This is a genomic window from Citrobacter sp. Cf116 (genome assembly GCF_030336505.1).
GTDB lineage: Bacteria > Pseudomonadota > Gammaproteobacteria > Enterobacterales > Enterobacteriaceae > Citrobacter > Citrobacter freundii.
This window is the reverse complement of the sequence record NZ_JAOWEQ010000028.1, coordinates 17,656-35,186: the sequence shown is the minus strand read 5'-3', so window position 1 is coordinate 35,186 and position 17,531 is coordinate 17,656. Positions and strand designations below refer to the sequence as shown.

17 protein-coding genes are annotated in these 17,531 nt (G+C 53.6%); 12 read left to right on the top strand and 5 right to left on the bottom strand.

What is annotated here, in order from left to right:
- Positions 1-10 precede the first annotated feature (10 nt).
- Complete coding sequence (gene ysgD, locus OGV74_RS03810) at positions 11-67, top strand: YsgD/CorL family protein (protein ID WP_212723238.1); 57 nt, start codon at positions 11-13, stop codon at positions 65-67.
- A gap of 153 nt (positions 68-220) precedes the next feature.
- Positions 221-1,171: a magnesium/cobalt transporter CorA gene (gene corA / locus OGV74_RS03805; protein ID WP_003017920.1), complete on the top strand. Its 951-nt coding sequence runs from the start codon at positions 221-223 to the stop codon at positions 1,169-1,171.
- A 73-nt stretch (positions 1,172-1,244) separates the two neighbouring features.
- Here corA and rarD read toward each other — a convergent pair whose 3' ends face one another.
- Both rarD and yigI read right to left on the bottom strand, forming a co-directional pair.
- Positions 1,245-2,138: an EamA family transporter RarD gene (gene rarD, locus OGV74_RS03800; protein ID WP_286520345.1), complete on the bottom strand. Its 894-nt coding sequence runs from the start codon at positions 2,136-2,138 to the stop codon at positions 1,245-1,247.
- 51 nt (positions 2,139-2,189) lie between these two features.
- Positions 2,190-2,657, bottom strand: a complete 468-nt coding sequence (yigI, locus tag OGV74_RS03795; protein WP_003017917.1) for an acyl-CoA thioesterase YigI — start codon at positions 2,655-2,657, stop codon at positions 2,190-2,192.
- Between the two features lie 165 nt (positions 2,658-2,822).
- Between yigI and pldA the strand changes: the two genes are divergently transcribed.
- From pldA to rhtC, 3 genes are all read left to right on the top strand, one after another.
- On the top strand, positions 2,823-3,692 hold the full coding sequence (pldA, locus tag OGV74_RS03790) for a phospholipase A (protein WP_003017916.1): 870 nt from the start codon (positions 2,823-2,825) through the stop codon (positions 3,690-3,692).
- 88 nt (positions 3,693-3,780) lie between these two features.
- Complete coding sequence (gene recQ / locus OGV74_RS03785) at positions 3,781-5,610, top strand: ATP-dependent DNA helicase RecQ (protein ID WP_003017915.1); 1,830 nt, start codon at positions 3,781-3,783, stop codon at positions 5,608-5,610.
- A gap of 63 nt (positions 5,611-5,673) precedes the next feature.
- A complete protein-coding gene (gene rhtC, locus OGV74_RS03780; protein WP_016155134.1) occupies positions 5,674-6,294 on the top strand; it encodes a threonine export protein RhtC in 621 nt (206 codons plus the stop codon).
- A 48-nt stretch (positions 6,295-6,342) separates the two neighbouring features.
- Here the strand turns inward: rhtC and rhtB are convergent, their stop codons facing one another.
- The gene (gene rhtB / locus OGV74_RS03775) at positions 6,343-6,963 is read right to left on the bottom strand and encodes a homoserine/homoserine lactone efflux protein (RefSeq protein WP_003017913.1); all 621 of its coding nucleotides are present in this window, start codon (positions 6,961-6,963) and stop codon (positions 6,343-6,345) included.
- A 110-nt stretch (positions 6,964-7,073) separates the two neighbouring features.
- On the opposite strand from rhtB, the gene pldB reads away from it, so the two are divergent.
- The 3 genes from pldB to OGV74_RS03760 all read left to right on the top strand — a co-directional run bounded on the left by pldB (position 7,074) and on the right by OGV74_RS03760 (position 9,881).
- Positions 7,074-8,090, top strand: a complete 1,017-nt coding sequence (gene pldB / locus OGV74_RS03770; protein WP_003017911.1) for a lysophospholipase L2 — start codon at positions 7,074-7,076, stop codon at positions 8,088-8,090.
- Between the two features lie 15 nt (positions 8,091-8,105).
- Entirely contained in the window at positions 8,106-8,906 is an 801-nt protein-coding gene (yigL, locus tag OGV74_RS03765; protein WP_086504712.1) for a sugar/pyridoxal phosphate phosphatase YigL, read from the top strand.
- 75 nt (positions 8,907-8,981) lie between these two features.
- Positions 8,982-9,881 carry a carboxylate/amino acid/amine transporter gene (locus OGV74_RS03760; protein WP_003017909.1) on the top strand — a complete coding sequence of 300 codons (900 nt, stop codon included), beginning with the start codon at positions 8,982-8,984 and terminating at the stop codon, positions 9,879-9,881.
- Here the strand turns inward: OGV74_RS03760 and metR are convergent.
- Positions 9,769-10,722: an HTH-type transcriptional regulator MetR gene (gene metR, locus OGV74_RS03755; protein ID WP_003017908.1), complete on the bottom strand. Its 954-nt coding sequence runs from the start codon at positions 10,720-10,722 to the stop codon at positions 9,769-9,771. The genes OGV74_RS03760 and metR overlap by 113 nt on opposite strands.
- 235 nt (positions 10,723-10,957) lie before the next feature.
- On the opposite strand from metR, the gene metE reads away from it, so the two are divergent.
- Entirely contained in the window at positions 10,958-13,219 is a 2,262-nt protein-coding gene (gene metE / locus OGV74_RS03750) for a 5-methyltetrahydropteroyltriglutamate--homocysteine S-methyltransferase (RefSeq protein WP_086504713.1), read from the top strand.
- A gap of 54 nt (positions 13,220-13,273) precedes the next feature.
- On the opposite strand, the gene OGV74_RS03745 is transcribed toward metE, so the two are convergent.
- Positions 13,274-14,080, bottom strand: coding sequence for a dienelactone hydrolase family protein (locus OGV74_RS03745; RefSeq protein WP_086504714.1), 807 nt, complete (start codon positions 14,078-14,080; stop codon positions 13,274-13,276).
- Between the two features lie 265 nt (positions 14,081-14,345).
- Between OGV74_RS03745 and udp the strand changes: the two genes are divergently transcribed.
- The 3 genes from udp (at position 14,346) to ubiE (ending at position 17,528) form a co-directional block, all read left to right on the top strand.
- Entirely contained in the window at positions 14,346-15,107 is a 762-nt protein-coding gene (gene udp / locus OGV74_RS03740; RefSeq protein WP_057064426.1) for a uridine phosphorylase, read from the top strand.
- A gap of 140 nt (positions 15,108-15,247) precedes the next feature.
- On the top strand, positions 15,248-16,678 hold the full coding sequence (gene rmuC, locus OGV74_RS03735; protein WP_003017901.1) for a DNA recombination protein RmuC: 1,431 nt from the start codon (positions 15,248-15,250) through the stop codon (positions 16,676-16,678).
- A gap of 94 nt (positions 16,679-16,772) precedes the next feature.
- A complete protein-coding gene (ubiE, locus tag OGV74_RS03730; RefSeq protein ID WP_003017897.1) occupies positions 16,773-17,528 on the top strand; it encodes a bifunctional demethylmenaquinone methyltransferase/2-methoxy-6-polyprenyl-1,4-benzoquinol methylase UbiE in 756 nt (251 codons plus the stop codon).
- Positions 17,529-17,531: the final 3 nt, after the last annotated feature.

Below are 17,531 nucleotides of genomic sequence, written 5' to 3'. Positions count from 1 at the left end.
GACATTCGCCTTGGACACACCCAGTAGATACTGGCTCATTATCCTGTCATCCAGGATCAACTCCTAAGGCTATCCCTTTTTGCTGATAGCCTTCGCGGTTGTCAGCGACCTTCTGTTTTTCCCGTCGCGCTGAGTCAGGCTGTTTAATGGTCTGAAACCCAATTTGTTTCTGTGTGCCCTCCGAACTGTCCGATAATTTTTTGCATTGGGAGTCCCGGTCATGCTGAGCGCATTTCAACTGGAAAACAATCGTTTAACTCGCCTTGAAGCAGACGAGATCGAGCACCTTGCCAGTTCGGTTTGGGTCGATTTAGTCGAGCCGGATGACGAAGAACGAAACCGTGTGCAAAAGGACTTGGGCCAGAATCTGGCTACGCGCCCTGAACTGGAAGACATCGAAGCATCCGCGCGTTTTTTTGAAGACGAAGACGGTCTGCACATTCACTCCTTCTTCTTTTATGAAGACGCCGACGATCACGCGGGTAACTCAACCGTCGCATTTACTATTCGCGAAGGCCGTCTGTTTACCCTGCGCGAGCGCGAATTGCCGGCCTTTCGCCTGTACCGCATGCGTGCGCGCAACCAGGCTATGGTGGATGGCAATGCCTACGAGCTGTTGCTCGACCTGTTCGAAACCAAAATTGAACAGCTGGCGGATGAGATCGAAAACATCTACAGCGACCTGGAAAAACTCAGCCGTGTGATCATGGAAGGGCGTCAGGGCGATGAATATGACGAAGCGCTGTCGACGCTGGCGGAACTGGAAGATATCGGCTGGAAGGTACGCTTGTGTCTGATGGATACCCAACGCGCACTGAACTTCCTAGTGCGTAAAGCGCGGTTGCCGGGCAGTCAGCTGGAGCAGGCGCGTGAGATCCTGCGCGATATCGAATCTCTGCTGCCGCACAATGAATCGCTGTTCCAGAAGGTTAACTTCCTGATGCAGGCGGCGATGGGTTTTATCAACATCGAGCAGAACCGCATCATCAAGATCTTCTCGGTGGTTTCTGTGGTGTTCCTGCCCCCGACGCTGGTGGCGTCCAGCTATGGGATGAACTTTGAGTTCATGCCGGAACTGCACTGGAGCTTTGGTTATCCTGGGGCGATTGTCTTTATGATGCTCGCCGGTCTGGCGCCGTATCTGTACTTTAAGCGCAAGAACTGGCTGTAATGGCGGTGACTTATCCGGCCTACGGTGATGTGCTTTTGTAGGCCGGATAAGCGAAGCACCATCCGGCAATCCCCTAGCTCCGACGAACCCGTCGTTGCGTATAAATCGCATCCATTACGAAAATCGCCAGCGCGACCCAGATAAACGCGAAAGTGACCATCTTGTCCGCACCCGGTACTTCACCGTAGAACGTTACCGCCAGCAGGAACATCAGCGTAGGGCCAATGTACTGGAAAAAACCCAGCGTCGACAGACGCAGGCGGGTTGCCGCGCCGGTAAAGCACAGCAGCGGTATGGTGGTCACGACACCCGCAGCAATCAGCAGCAGATTGAGCGACATCGGGTTTTGCCCCATATGGCTGGTTGGGCTGTCGGCAATGCCAAACAGATAGATGGCTGCAACGGGTAAAAGCCACAGGGTTTCGATCAGCATGCCGGTTTGTGCTTCGACCGCAATCTTCTTGCGCACCAGGCCATAGAACGCAAAGCTGAACGCCAGTCCCAGCGCGATGATTGGCAGCGATCCGAAGGTCCACAGCTGTACCAGCACGCCGCAGGCGGCTAACAGTACCGCCAGCCACTGCATGCGGCGAAAGCGTTCGCCGAGGAATAGCATTCCCAGCACAATATTCACCAGCGGGTTAATAAAATAGCCGAGGCTGGCTTCCAGCATATGGTGATTATTGACTGCCCAAATGAACAGCAGCCAGTTTCCGCCGATGAGCACCGCCGAGAGCGCCAGCAGGAAGATCTTCTTTGGCGTTTGGAGCAGCGTTTTGACACCCGACCATTGGCGGCTGATGCTCATCAGCACCACCATGAAGAAAAATAACCAGATGACGCGGTGCGTCAGGATCTCATCCGCCGGGACATAGTAAATCAGCTTGAAGTAGGCAGGTGCGATACCCCAAATAAAATAAGCAGCAAGAGCGAGTAACACGCCCTGCCGCGTTTGTTTAGCATCCATCGGGAAAACTCATTGCAGAAATGTAACAGCAGTTTACCTTTTTTTGGCCGCTTACCCCACCATATAAGTGGCGGTTGCGCTGGCAATATAAAGCTGTTCTTCGTTATGCAGTTCCACGCGTGCCACGGCGACTTTATTACCCGCCCGCAGCAGGCTGCTGGTGGCGGTAAAGCGATTCCCTCTCCCTGGACGCAGGTAATCAACGCGCAAATCGATGGTTCCCATGCGTGACATCCGCTGACGCAGTTCGTCCTCACTGATTGTCTCATGGCGGGTTAGCGTACTGCCAACGCACACCAGTCCGGCGGCGACGTCCAGCGCCGAGGCGATCACGCCGCCATGCAAAATGCTTTGCGCCCAGTTGCCGACCATCATCGGTTGGTTATTAAAGGCTAATTGAGCGAATTCTTTCTCATAGCGTTCAAGCTCCAGTCCCAGTGCCCGGTTAAACGGCATATGATAGACGAACATTTCACCCACTAACTTCAGCGCTTCCTCAGCAGTAAGTACGGCAGACATATGATCCCTACATCCTAATGGTTAATGAAATGTTGATATTATGCTTATTATTTGTTGTTTTCTACTTTAGGACGGGATAACTAACGAGGAACTCGCTAAGTATGTAGAATACTTGCCAGATAATTATACAATTCATCAATATTTTGGTTCAGGAGAACAGTACCGATGCGGGCGATTCTGGGATGGTTACTACCAGCAGTCATGCTGCCGTTGACCGCGTATGCGCAGGAAGCGACAGTGAAAGAGATTCATGATGCACCGGCGGTTCGCGGCAGTATTATCGCCAACATGCTGCAGGAGCATGACAATCCTTTCACGCTTTATCCTTATGACACCAACTATCTTATCTACACCAATACCAGCGACATGAACAAAGAAGCGATCAGCAGCTATAGCTGGTCCGAAAATGCGCGCAAAGATGAGGTTAAGTTTCAGCTAAGCCTGGCGTTTCCGCTCTGGCGCGGGATATTAGGCCCAAATTCGGTGCTCGGCGGCTCCTATACCCAGAAATCCTGGTGGCAGCTTTCTAACAGTGAAGAGTCTTCACCGTTTCGCGAAACCAACTACGAACCGCAATTGTTCCTCGGTTTCGCCACCGACTACCGCTTTGCCGGTTGGACGCTTCGTGATGTCGAAATGGGCTATAACCATGATTCCAACGGCCGCTCCGATCCCACTTCACGTAGCTGGAACCGTCTTTATACTCGTCTGATGGCTGAAAACGGTAACTGGCTGGTGGAAGTTAAGCCGTGGTACGTCATCGGTAGCACTGACGATAACCCTGATATCACAAAATATATGGGCTACTATCAGCTCAAACTGGGTTATCACCTCGGTGACGCCGTCTTAAGTGCGAAAGGTCAGTACAACTGGAATACCGGTTACGGCGGCGCTGAGTTGGGTGTCAGTTACCCTATTACGAAGCATGTGCGTCTTTACACCCAGGTTTACAGCGGTTACGGCGAATCGCTGATTGACTATAACTTCAATCAGACCCGTGTTGGTGTGGGCGTGATGCTCAACGATATCTTCTGATAAGTATTGAGAGTATTTTAATCATTGCAGTTTCTCTCTCAGGCGCTGAAAATAGCGCCTGTTTTTATTTCAGGCTAATGGGGTTAATGTGGCGCAGGCGGAAGTGTTGAATCTGGAAATGGGCGCTAAACAGGTTTTGCAAGAAACCTTTGGCTACCAACAGTTTCGCCCTGGTCAGGAAGAAATCATTGATACCGTGCTCTCTGGTCGCGACTGCCTGGTCGTTATGCCGACCGGCGGCGGTAAATCCCTGTGCTATCAAATTCCCGCATTATTGCTAAACGGACTCACCGTTGTTGTTTCTCCGCTGATTTCCTTGATGAAGGATCAGGTCGATCAACTGCTGGCCAACGGCGTGGCGGCGGCGTGCCTTAACTCTACTCAAAGTCGTGAGCAGCAGCTTGAGGTGATGGCAGGCTGTCGTACAGGACAGATTCGCTTACTGTACATTGCGCCCGAACGCCTGATGCTGGATAACTTCCTTGAGCATCTGGCGCACTGGAATCCGGTGCTGCTGGCGGTTGATGAAGCGCACTGTATTTCGCAGTGGGGGCATGATTTCCGCCCCGAATACGCGGCGCTGGGCCAGTTGCGCCAACGTTTCCCAACCCTGCCGTTTGTGGCGCTGACCGCGACCGCGGATGAGACAACCCGGCTGGACATTGTGCGTCTGCTGGGACTCAACGACCCGTTAATTCAGATCAGCAGCTTTGACCGCCCGAACATTCGCTACATGTTGATGGAGAAGTTTAAGCCGCTCGATCAGCTGATGCGCTACGTGCAAGAGCAGCGCGGTAAGTCTGGCATTATCTACTGTAACAGTCGCGCTAAAGTCGAGGACACCGCCGCGCGTCTGCAAAGCCGTGGCATCAGCGCCGGGGCTTATCATGCCGGGCTAGAAAATGCCGTACGCGCCGAGGTGCAGGAGAAATTCCAGCGCGACGACCTGCAAATCGTGGTGGCGACCGTGGCGTTCGGTATGGGGATCAACAAACCTAACGTACGCTTCGTGGTGCATTTCGACATTCCGCGCAATATCGAATCCTATTACCAGGAAACCGGCCGCGCCGGGCGTGATGGCCTACCGGCGGAAGCGATGCTGTTTTACGATCCGGCTGATATGGCATGGCTACGCCGTTGCCTCGAAGAGAAACCCGCCGGACAGTTGCTGGATATCGAACGGCATAAGCTCAATGCGATGGGGGCATTTGCCGAGGCGCAAACCTGTCGTCGCCTGGTGCTACTGAATTATTTTGGCGAAGGGCGTCAGGAGCCGTGTGGTAACTGCGATATCTGTCTTGACCCGCCAAAACAGTACGACGGACTCATGGATGCGCGTAAAGCGCTGTCGACGATTTACCGTGTTAACCAACGCTTTGGCATGGGGTACGTCGTGGAAGTGCTGCGCGGAGCGAATAACCAGCGTATTCGCGAACTGGCCCATGACAAACTGCCGGTCTATGGCATTGGTCGCGAGCAAAGCCACGAACACTGGGTGAGCGTTATTCGCCAGCTTATTCACCTGGGCCTGGTGACGCAGAATATTGCTCATCACTCCGCGTTACAGTTAACCGAAGCCGCGCGTCCGGTGCTACGCGGTGACGTTCCACTACAGCTTGCCGTACCGCGTATTGTGGCGCTGAAACCGCGCGCGATGCAGAAATCCTTCGGCGGCAACTATGACCGCAAACTGTTCGCCAAATTGCGTAAGCTGCGTAAAGCCATTGCCGATGAAGAGAACATCCCGCCGTACGTGGTGTTCAACGACGCTACGTTGATTGAAATGGCCGAACAAATGCCGGTTTCACCGAGTGAAATGCTGAGCGTCAACGGCGTGGGAATGCGTAAACTTGAGCGTTTTGGCAAAGAGTTTATGGCGCTTATTCGCGCACATGTTGATGGTGACGACGAAGAGTAGTCAGCCGGGCAAAAAAGTGCCAGGATGGTGACTCACTGAACTATTCCCCCGCGAGTCATTTTTATGTTAACGCTATTTTTCACCGTTGCGTTGGTGCATATCGTTGCGCTGATGAGCCCCGGTCCCGATTTCTTTTTTGTTTCTCAAACTGCGGTTAGCCGTTCGCGCAAAGAAGCGATGATGGGCGTGCTGGGTATTACCTGTGGCGTCATGGTCTGGGCTGGCGTGGCACTGCTCGGCCTGCATCTGATTATCGAAAAAATGGCCTGGCTGCACACCATTATTATGGTCGGCGGGGGTCTGTATCTGTGCTGGATGGGCTACCAGATGCTGCGCGGCGCGTTTAAAAAACAGGATGTTGCGACCCCGACACCACAGGTGGAGCTGGCGCAGAGCGGACGCAGCTTCTTGAAAGGTCTGCTGACCAATCTGGCGAACCCTAAAGCCATTATCTATTTTGGCTCCGTCTTCTCATTGTTCGTTGGCGACAACGTCGGAACGGGCGCGCGTTGGGGGATTTTTGCTCTGATTATCGTGGAAACGCTGGCGTGGTTTACCGTGGTCGCCAGCCTGTTTGCGCTACCGAAGATGCGTCGTGGCTATCAGCGTCTGGCGAAGTGGATTGATGGTTTTGCTGGCGCGCTGTTCGCGGGTTTCGGCATCCATCTGATTATTTCGCGCTAAGTGATTGGCCCACTCGGTATTGGGTGGGCCCAGTATTTTTATCTGCTTTTAAGCATGCCTTGCCGATGCCAGCAGGGCGCCTATCAGCATAAACAGCGAGCCGAACACTTTGTTCAGCGCCTTCATTTGCTTTGGCCCTTTAATCCAGCCAGCAATGCGCGTGGCCAGCGTTGCGTAACCGATCATCACAATGATATCGACCACGATGGTCGTAACGCCAAGCACCACGTACTGCATCAGTTGCGGTTCCTGCGGCAGGATAAACTGCGGGAACAGGGCGGCAAGAAAAACAATGCTCTTGGGGTTGGTCAGATTCACAAAGACCGCGCGTTTGAACAGGCGGCTGCGTGATTGTGTATTCGCTATGGTGTTCAGATCGATAGCGCCCGCAGCCCGCCATTGTTGAATACCCAGCCAAATCAGATAGGCCGCTCCCGCCCACTTCAGCACCTCAAACGCGATCACCGAACGTGAAAATAGCGTTCCTAGCCCCACGCCTACCAAAACGATATGAATGCCCAGCCCTGTCTGTAAACCTGCAATCGACGCGCTGGCACCGCGATAACCATGGCTGATGGCAGTGGTCATAGTGTTGATTGCGCCAGAGCCTGGAGACAAGCTCAAAATAATAGAGGTCAGCAGGTAGGCGAACCACCATTCAAAGGTCATGAGAAACTCCCGGATTGTCTATTTTTATGCCACAATACGCTACTGCCGTTAGGTTGTATCAGCGACGGCGAAAAAAACGATTTTACTTGGTCAGCGAGGCTGGATACCCGATGTTTCAGCAGCAAAAGGACTGGGAAACAAGAGAAAACGCGTTTGCTGCTTTTTCCATGGGGCCACTGACAGATTTCTGGCGTCAGCGGGAAGAAGCGGAATTTACGGGTGTGGATGATATCCCCGTACATTTTGTGCGTTTTCATGCAGAAAAAAACGATCGCGTCATCGTCGTCTGTCCTGGACGCATTGAAAGCTATGTGAAATACGCTGAACTGGCGTATGACCTGTTTCATTCTGGTTTTGACGTGCTCATTATCGATCACCGTGGTCAGGGGCGTTCCGGGCGAATGCTTTCGGATCCACATCGCGGTCATGTCGATAACTTTAATGACTATGTCGACGATCTAACCGCCTTCTGGCAGCAGGAGGTGCTACCCGGCCCGTGGAGAAAACGCTATATCCTGGCGCATTCAATGGGCGGGGCGATTGCCACGTTATTCCTGCAGCGCCACCCGAATCAGTGTGATGCCATCGCGCTTTGTGCACCGATGTTTGGTATTGTGATGCGCTTTCCCGACTGGATGGTGCGCCACATTCTGGACTGGGCTGAAGGGCACCCGCGGATTCGCGAAGGCTATGCGATGGGAACCGGGCGCTGGCGGGCGCTGCCGTTCGGTATGAATGCGTTAACCCATAGTCGACAGCGCTATCGGCGCAATCTACGCTTCTATGCTGATGAGCCGCGGTTGCGCGTTGGCGGTCCCACCTATCACTGGGTACGCGAAGGGATTCTGGCTGGTGAACAGGTTTTGGCTGGCGCTGGGGATGATGCGACGCCGACGCTGCTGATTCAGGCTGAAGAAGAACGTGTAGTGGATAACCGCATGCACGATCGTTTTTGTGAACTCCGCGCCGCAGCGGGCCATCCTGTAGAAGGAGGTCAGCCGCTTGTCATAAAAGGCGCGTACCATGAGATCCTTTTTGAAAAGGACGCCATGCGCTCAGTCGCGCTTAACGCTATTGTCGAATTTTTCGACAAGCATAACTCATCCAGCGGAACCCGCTTTGCCTAGAGGTTGAATTTTCTTATGTATCAGGTTGTTGCGTCTGATTTAGACGGTACGCTGCTTTCCCCCGACCATACTCTGTCCCCTTATGCCAAAGAGACGCTGAAGTTATTGACCGCTCGCGGCGTTAACTTCGTGTTTGCGACTGGCCGTCATCATGTTGATGTGGGGCAAATTCGCGATAACCTCGGCATTAAAACCTACATGATCACGTCCAACGGCGCGCGGGTGCATGATTCTGACGGGAATCTGGTTTTTTCCCATAACCTGGATCGCGACATTGCCAGCGACCTGTTTGGCGTAGTGAATGCAAACCCGGACATCGTGACCAACGTTTATCGCGATGATGAATGGTTTATGAATCGCCATCGTCCGGACGAAATGCGATTCTTCAAAGAAGCAGTGTTTAATTATTCCCTGTTTGAACCTGCATTACTGGAGCCTGAAGGCGTCAGCAAAGTGTTCTTCACCACCGACTCTCACGAAAGACTGCTACCGCTGGAGCAGGCGATTAACGCCCGCTGGGGCGATCGCGTCAACGTCAGCTTCTCTACGCTTACCTGTCTGGAAGTCATGGCGGGCGGCGTGTCGAAAGGTCATGCGCTGGAAGCGGTAGCGAAAGCGATGGGCTACAGCCTGAAAGACTGCATCGCTTTTGGCGACGGGATGAACGACGCGGAAATGCTCTCCATGGCGGGCAAAGGCTACATCATGGGCAATGCCCATCAGCGCCTGAAGGATCTGCATCCGGAGCTGGAAGTCATCGGACTCAACGCCGACGATGCCGTGCCGCACTACCTGCGCGATCTCTTTTTAAAGTGATTGTTCTTTAGTTGACCAGTTGTCAACTAAACTCTCCGCTACAATGGATGTTCCCTGTTCTAAGAGACATCCATTGTGGCGCTACTCATCATTACCACTATTTTGTGGGCATTTTCCTTCAGCCTGTTTGGCGAGTACCTTGCCGGTCATGTCGATAGCTATTTTGCGGTGCTGGTGCGCGTTGGACTCGCGGCGCTGGTGTTCCTGCCGTTTTTACGAACCCGTGGGCACAGCGTAAAAACGATCGCGCTGTATATGCTGGTGGGGGCCATGCAGCTTGGCATTATGTATATGCTGAGTTTTCACGCCTACCTGTATCTGACGGTTTCAGAGCTGTTGCTTTTCACCGTGCTGACGCCGCTCTACATCACGCTGATTTATGACCTGATGAGCGGACGTCGTCTGCGCTGGAGTTATGCCTTTAGTGCGTTACTGGCGGTGATTGGCGCGGGGATAATTCGTTACGATCAGGTGACCAGCCACTTCTGGACCGGTCTGCTGCTGGTACAGTTGTCCAATATCAGCTTTGCTATTGGTATGGTGGGCTATAAACGTCTGATGGAAACGCGGCCAATGCCGCAGCACAACGCCTTTGCCTGGTTTTACATGGGGGCCTTTATGGTGGCGGTAGTGGCCTGGTTCATGCTGGGCAATGCGCAGAAAATGCCTGCAACCACGCTACAGTGGGGAATTCTGGTCTTTCTTGGCGTGGCAGCGTCCGGCATTGGTTACTTTATGTGGAACTACGGCGCGACCCAGGTGGATGCGGGCACGCTGGGCATCATGAACAATATGCATGTCCCGGCCGGGCTGTTGGTTAACCTGGCTATCTGGCATCAACAACCTCACTGGCCAAGCTTCATCATTGGTGCGGCTGTGATAGTGGCTTCACTGTGGGTACATCGAAAGTGGGTCGTTCCGCACTCCGCACAAACGGCAGATGATCGCAGGCGTGATTCCGCGCTGAGCGAATAAACGCTTCTGTGACCGGCTGTCGCTGCTCGCCATCACGCACGGCGGCGTACAGTCGGCTCCACAACCCATCACCCAGGGTTTTAGTCACTACTAAACCCTGGCGTTCAAAACTCTCCACCACCCAGTGCGGTAACGCCGCGATACCCATTCTGGCTGCAACCATCTGAATCAGCAGCAGGGTGTTATCCACGCTCTTCAGCGACGGACTAACACCTGCAGGCTGCAGGAAATGCCGCCATACATCCAGTCGACTCCGTTGCACTGGGTAAATGAGCAGCGTCTCGCTGGCCAAATCTTCCGGCGTGATTTGCGTTTTGCTGGCTAACGGATGATCCGGCGCCAGTACCAGGCGGACTTCAAAATCGAACATCGGTGAGTAGTGCAGTCCACTGCGCGGCAGAATGTCGGAGGTTAATACCAGATCCAGCTCATCTTGCTGTAGCGCCGGTTGCGGATCAAACGTTACACCGGATTTAAAGTCCATCTCCACCTGCGGCCAGTTGGCACGAAAATTCTCCAGCGCGGGCGTCAGCCACTGGATACAGCTGTGGCATTCAATGGCGATTCGCAGCCGGGTTTGCTGCGGTTCGTTGCAAGCCTGCAGCGCACGACCAATTTGCGGCAACACCTGATTGGCTAACTGCAGCAGGATTTCTCCCTGCGGCGTAAAGCGCAGAGGCTGGCTTTTACGGATAAAAAGTCGAAAGCCAAGGCGCTGCTCCAGATCGCTGAACTGGTGAGAAAGGGCGGATTGGGTCTGATGCAACGTCGCCGCGGCGGCTGCCAGCGAACCACTATTCCGCAACGCCTGGAGCGTTTTCAGGTGTTTAATCTCGATCATGAAAGTCCTTCACTTCGGCATGAACAAATTGCGCTTGAGGAATATACAGTAACTGCCAAATATAGATGTGTAAACATCTGGACGGCTAAAATCCTTCGTCTTTTAAATTTATGGTGCGTTGGCTTCGTTTCCCCACCCCAGTCACTTACTTCAGTAAGCTCCTGGGGATGAGTAAACTTGCCGCCTTCCCTAAATTCAAAATCCATAGGATTTACATGTAATTAGAGGAAGAAAAATGACAATATTGAATCACACCCTCGGTTTCCCTCGCGTTGGCCTGCGTCGCGAGTTGAAGAAAGCGCAAGAAAGTTACTGGGCGGGAAATTCTTCCCGTGAAGATTTGCTGACCGTTGGCCGCGAGCTGCGTGCCCGCCATTGGGATCAGCAGAAACTGGCGGGTGTTGACCTGCTGCCGGTAGGTGATTTCGCCTGGTACGACCATGTTCTGACCACCAGCCTGCTGCTCGGCAACGTTCCGGCTCGTCATCAGAACAAAGACGGTTCGGTTGATATCGATACCTTATTCCGCATTGGCCGTGGCCGCGCACCGACTGGTGAGCCAGCGGCGGCGGCAGAAATGACTAAATGGTTTAACACCAACTATCACTACATGGTGCCGGAGTTCACCAAAGGTCAGCAGTTCAAACTGACCTGGACGCAACTGCTGGATGAAGTAGACGAAGCGCTGGCGCTTGGCCATAAGGTGAAACCTGTGCTGCTGGGGCCGGTAACTTACCTGTGGCTGGGGAAAGTGAAGGGCGAACAGTTTGACCGCCTGAGTCTGTTGAACGACATTCTACCGGTTTACCAGCAGGTGCTGTCTGAGCTGGCAAAACGGGGTATTGAGTGGGTGCAGATTGATGAACCGGCACTGGTACTGGAGCTGCCGCAAGCGTGGCTGGATGTCTTTAAACCGGCTTATGATGCCCTGCAGGGCCAGGTGAAGCTGCTACTGACCACCTACTTCGAAGGCGTAACGCCAAACCTGAATACCATTACCGCGCTGCCGGTGCAGGGACTGCACGTTGACTTCGTGCACGGTAAAGATGATGTCGCCGAGCTGCACAAACGTCTGCCTGCCGACTGGCTGCTGTCAGCGGGCCTGGTGAACGGACGCAACGTCTGGCGCGCCGATCTCAGCGAAAAATATGCGCAAATTAAAGATATCGTTGGGAAACGTGACCTGTGGGTGGCTTCTTCCTGCTCCCTGCTGCACAGCCCCATCGATCTCAGCGTGGAAACCCGCCTTGATGCAGAGGTGAAGAGCTGGTTTGCCTTCGCCCTGCAAAAATGCGGCGAGCTGGCGCTGCTGCGTGATGCGTTGAACAGCGGTGATACGGCGGCAATTGTCGAATGGAGCGCACCGATTCAGGCTCGTCGTCACTCTACTCGTGTCCACAACGCCGCAGTGGAAAAACGTCTGGCGGCAATCACCGCCCAGGACAGCCAGCGCGCCAACGCTTACCCGGTTCGCGCCGAGGCTCAACGTGCCCGCTTTAATCTGCCGGCATGGCCGACCACGACTATCGGCTCATTCCCGCAAACTACCGAAATACGCGGTCTGCGTCTGGACTTCAAAAAGGGCAACCTGGATGCCGGTAACTACCGCACCGGTATTGCGGAACATATCAAACAGGCGATCGCCGAACAGGAGCGTCTGGGGCTCGACGTGCTGGTACACGGTGAAGCCGAGCGTAACGACATGGTGGAATACTTTGGTGAGCATCTGGACGGGTTTGTCTTTACCCAGAACGGTTGGGTGCAGAGCTATGGCTCCCGTTGCGTGAAGCCACCGGTAGTCATTGGCGACGTCAGCCGCCCGGAAGCGATCACCGTGGAGTGGGCGAAGTATGCCCAGTCGCTGACCGACAAACCGGTAAAAGGTATGCTGACCGGTCCGGTGACCATTCTTTGCTGGTCATTCCCGCGTGAAGACGTGACGCGTGAAACCATCGCGAAGCAGATTGCGCTGGCGTTGCGTGATGAAGTTGCGGATCTGGAAGCAGCGGGGATCGGCATCATCCAGATTGATGAGCCGGCACTGCGTGAAGGTTTACCGCTGCGTCGCAGCGACTGGGCGGCGTATCTGGAATGGGGCGTGGAGGCTTTCCGCATTAACGCGGCAGTGGCGAAGGATGAAACCCAGATCCACACCCACATGTGTTACTGCGAGTTCAACGACATCATGGACTCCATTGCGGCGCTGGACGCGGACGTGATCACTATTGAGACTTCACGTTCTGATATGGAGCTGCTGGAGTCGTTCGAAGAGTTCGACTATCCGAACGAAATCGGGCCGGGCGTCTACGACATTCACTCGCCGAACGTCCCGAGCGTGGAGTGGATTGAAGCTCTGCTGAAGAAAGCCGAGCAGCGTATTCCGGCAGAGCGTCTGTGGGTGAACCCGGACTGCGGTCTGAAAACGCGCGGTTGGCCGGAAACCCGCGCCGCGCTGGCAAACATGGTTAAAGCGGCGCAGAATCTGCGTCAGGCTTAAAAACAAAACGGAGGCTGATGCCTCCGTTTTGTTTATTGGTTTGCCTGGCGGGAATTATTTCTTCCCACCGTATTGCGCGAACCACTCCAGCATTCTCTGCCAGCCGTCTTTCGCGGACTCTTCGTGATAGCTCGGGCGATAATCGGCGTTGAACGCATGTCCGGCATCGGGATAGACCACGATTTCCGCTTTAGCATTGGCGGCGCGTAGCGCCTGACGCATTGTTTCAACGGTATCTTGCGGAATGCTGGTATCCTGGCCGCCATAAAGTCCCAAAACGGGGGCGTTAAGATCGGTTGCGATATCAACGGGATGTTTCGGCGAGTTGAGGGTTTTATCACCCACCAGTTTGCCATACCACGCCACCGCCGCTTTTAACTGCGGATTATGTGCGGCATACAGCCAGGTGATGCGTCCACCCCAGCAAAATCCGGTGATCATCAGTTGGTGCGCATCTCCCCCGTTACGGGAGGCCCAACTGGCGACGTGGTCCAGATCGGCCAGTACCTGAGAGTCAGGCACTTTGGCGACAAGGCCGCTGAGCAGCGTGGGGATGTCGGCAAAGTCATTGGGATCGCCTTCGCGAAAATAGAGTTCTGGGGCGATAGCCAGATACCCTTCCAGAGCCAGACGGCGGCAAACGTCACGAATATGCTCATGAATACCAAAAATCTCCTGCACGACAATGACCACGGGAAGCAGGCCATCGGTTTGTTTTGGTCGTGCGTGATACGCTGGCATATCATCGCCTTGTGAAGGTATGGACGTTACACCGGCGATAATTTCGTTATCCGGAGTGTGAACCGTGGTAGACGTCGGTGGAGATACAGCAGGTGCAAAGCCAGATAGTCGTGTTGTCATGGTATTCTCCGTACCCTTAAATATTCAGCCAAAAAGCGCATTGTTAACTATAGACACATGCAACGAACCACATTGCCTTAAACGGGCTATCTTTTGTGCAGGGCTTCCTTACATCGCATCATTTATGTGATATGCATCACTGCTTGATGGTAATTGAATGCAATTGATTTACATCAGAGTGATGGCTGTCACGAAAATATGTTCATGCCTTCGGTAAAGTGTGTTTTTGCTTCTTCTGACAAAACCGATTCACAGAGGAGTTTTTATGTCTAAGTCTGATGTTTTTCATCTCGGCCTCACTAAGAGCGACTTACAAGGGGCTACGCTTGCTATCGTCCCTGGCGACCCGGAGCGTGTGGAAAAGATCGCCGCGCTGATGGATAAGCCGGTTAAGCTGGCATCTCATCGCGAGTTCACTACCTGGCGTGCTGAGCTGGATGGTAAAGCCGTGATCGTTTGCTCTACCGGTATCGGCGGCCCGTCAACCTCTATTGCCGTAGAAGAACTGGCACAGCTGGGCATTCGTACCTTCCTGCGCATCGGTACGACTGGCGCTATCCAGCCGCATATCAACGTGGGCGATGTCCTGGTCACCACGGCGTCTGTCCGTCTGGACGGCGCAAGCCTGCACTTCGCGCCAATGGAGTTCCCGGCCGTTGCGGACTTCGAGTGCACCACCGCGCTGGTGGAAGCGGCGAAATCTATCGGCGCCACTACCCACATTGGCGTTACCGCGTCTTCTGACACCTTCTACCCGGGCCAGGAACGTTACGACACCTTCTCTGGTCGCGTCGTGAGCCGTTTCAAAGGCTCGATGGAAGAGTGGCAGTCTATGGGCGTTATGAACTACGAAATGGAATCTGCCACGCTGCTGACCATGTGCGCAAGCCAGGGTCTGCGTGCCGGTATGGTCGCGGGTGTTATCGTGAACCGTACTCAGCAAGAGATCCCTAATGCGGAAACGATGAAACAAACAGAAAGCCATGCGGTAAAAATCGTGGTGGAAGCTGCGCGTCGTTTACTGTAATTCTCCCGTCTATTCAAAAAGGCCGACGCGTTCGGCCTTTTTATTTTGCGTAGTACCTCGCAGGAAATTCCTTTTAAACTGGACGTTTATACAGCACAATTCTATTTTGTGCGGGTAAGTCGTTGCTGTAAGGGGGCGTTGTGGATATTTCAATTATGATGAGTGCCGTGTTGGCGTTAGCCGCAGGGCTGCTGGTTGGGTGGCTGGCAACAAAAGCGCACGCCGACAGAATCCGTGCCGATCTCATCGAAGAACGACGTGAACTGGATATCGCGCTAAGTGCCGCCCGGCAACAACTCTCACAGGAAGCCCACTGGCGTGATGAGTGCGAACTGCTTAATAACGAATTGCGCAGCCTGCACAGTATCAACACCTCTCTGGAAGCTGATCTCCGTGAAGTCACTACCCGGCTGGAAGCAACGCAACAGCATGCGGAAGATAAGATCCGTCAGATGATCAACAGCGAACAGCGCCTGAGCGAGCAGTTTGAAAATCTGGCGAACCGTATATTCGAGCACAGCAATCGCCGCGTAGATGAGCAAAATCGCCAAAGCCTGAACAGCCTGCTGGCACCGCTTCGCGAACAACTGGACGGTTTTCGACGCCAGGTTCAGGACAGCTTTGGTAAAGAGGCACAGGAACGTCATACTCTGGCGCACGAAATTCGTAATCTCCAGCAGCTGAATGCGCAGATGGCACAGGAAGCGGTAAACCTGACGCGGGCATTAAAAGGTGATAACAAAACGCAGGGGAACTGGGGCGAGGTGGTACTCACGCGGGTGCTTGAGGCTTCTGGTCTGCGCGAAGGCTATGAATACGAAACCCAGGTCAGCATCGAAAACGACGCCCGTTCGCGGATGCAGCCAGATGTTATTGTCCGATTACCGCAGGGCAAAGATGTGGTGATTGATGCGAAAATGACGCTGGTCGCCTATGAACGCTATTTTAACGCTGAAGATGAATTCACCCGTGAGAGCGCGTTGCAGGAGCACATCGCCTCGGTGCGCAACCACATTCGTCTGCTGGGCCGCAAAGACTATCAGCAGCTTCCGGGGCTGCGTACGCTTGACTATGTGCTGATGTTTATCCCCGTTGAGCCCGCTTTTTTGCTGGCGCTCGACAGACAGCCCGAACTGATTACCGAAGCGCTTAGAAATAACATTATGCTGGTGAGTCCTACCACGCTGTTGGTGGCATTGCGCACGATCGCCAATCTGTGGCGCTACGAGCATCAGAGTCGTAATGCGCAACAAATTGCCGATCGGGCCAGCAAACTTTATGACAAGATGCGGTTGTTTGTGGATGATATGTCGGCAATAGGTCAAAGCCTGGACAAAGCCCAGGACAACTACCGACAGGCGATGAAAAAACTCTCTTCAGGCCGTGGAAACGTCCTGTCGCAGGCAGAAGCGTTTCGCAGTTTAGGGGTGGAAATTAAGCGTGAGATTAATCCTGAGCTGGCTGAACAAGCCACTACGCAGGATGAAGAGTACCGTTTGCGCTCGGTCCCTGAGACGCAACAAGATGCGTCTTACCCTGATGGTGAAGCGGTAAATCAGCAATCAAACTAGTCCATTTGGGGTAGTTGAACCCGGCAGAAGGGTAGGGCAAATTGGCCCAATCTGTTACACTTCTCGAACATTTTTTGAATGAGCAGGCACTGAGATGGTGGATAATTCACAAGAAACGACGCACTTTGGCTTTCAGACCGTCGCTAAAGAGCAGAAAGCTGACATGGTGGCCCACGTTTTTCATTCTGTGGCCTCTAAATATGACGTTATGAATGACTTAATGTCATTCGGCATTCATCGTTTGTGGAAGCGCTTCACCATTGACTGCAGTGGCGTGCGTCGCGGGCAAACCGTTCTCGATTTAGCAGGCGGTACCGGCGATCTGACGGCGAAATTCTCTCGCATGGTAGGCGAAACCGGCAAAGTTGTGCTGGCGGATATCAATGACTCAATGCTCAAAATGGGTCGCGAAAAGCTGCGCAATATTGGTGTGGTGGGTAACGTTGAGTACGTTCAGGCGAATGCGGAAGCACTACCTTTCCCTGACAACACGTTTGACTGCATCACCATCTCTTTCGGTCTGCGCAACGTTACGGATAAAGACAAAGCATTACGCTCCATGTACCGCGTATTGAAGCCGGGCGGACGTCTACTGGTGCTGGAATTCTCCAAGCCGATTATCGAACCGTTGAGCAAAGCCTACGACGCGTACTCTTTCCATGTTCTGCCGCGTATAGGTTCAATGGTAGCAAGCGATGCGGACAGCTACCGCTATCTGGCGGAATCCATCCGCATGCATCCCGATCAGGACACCTTAAAAGCAATGATGCAAGATGCCGGGTTCGAAAGCGTTGATTACTACAACCTGACAGCAGGTGTCGTTGCGCTGCATCGTGGTTACAAGTTCTGACAG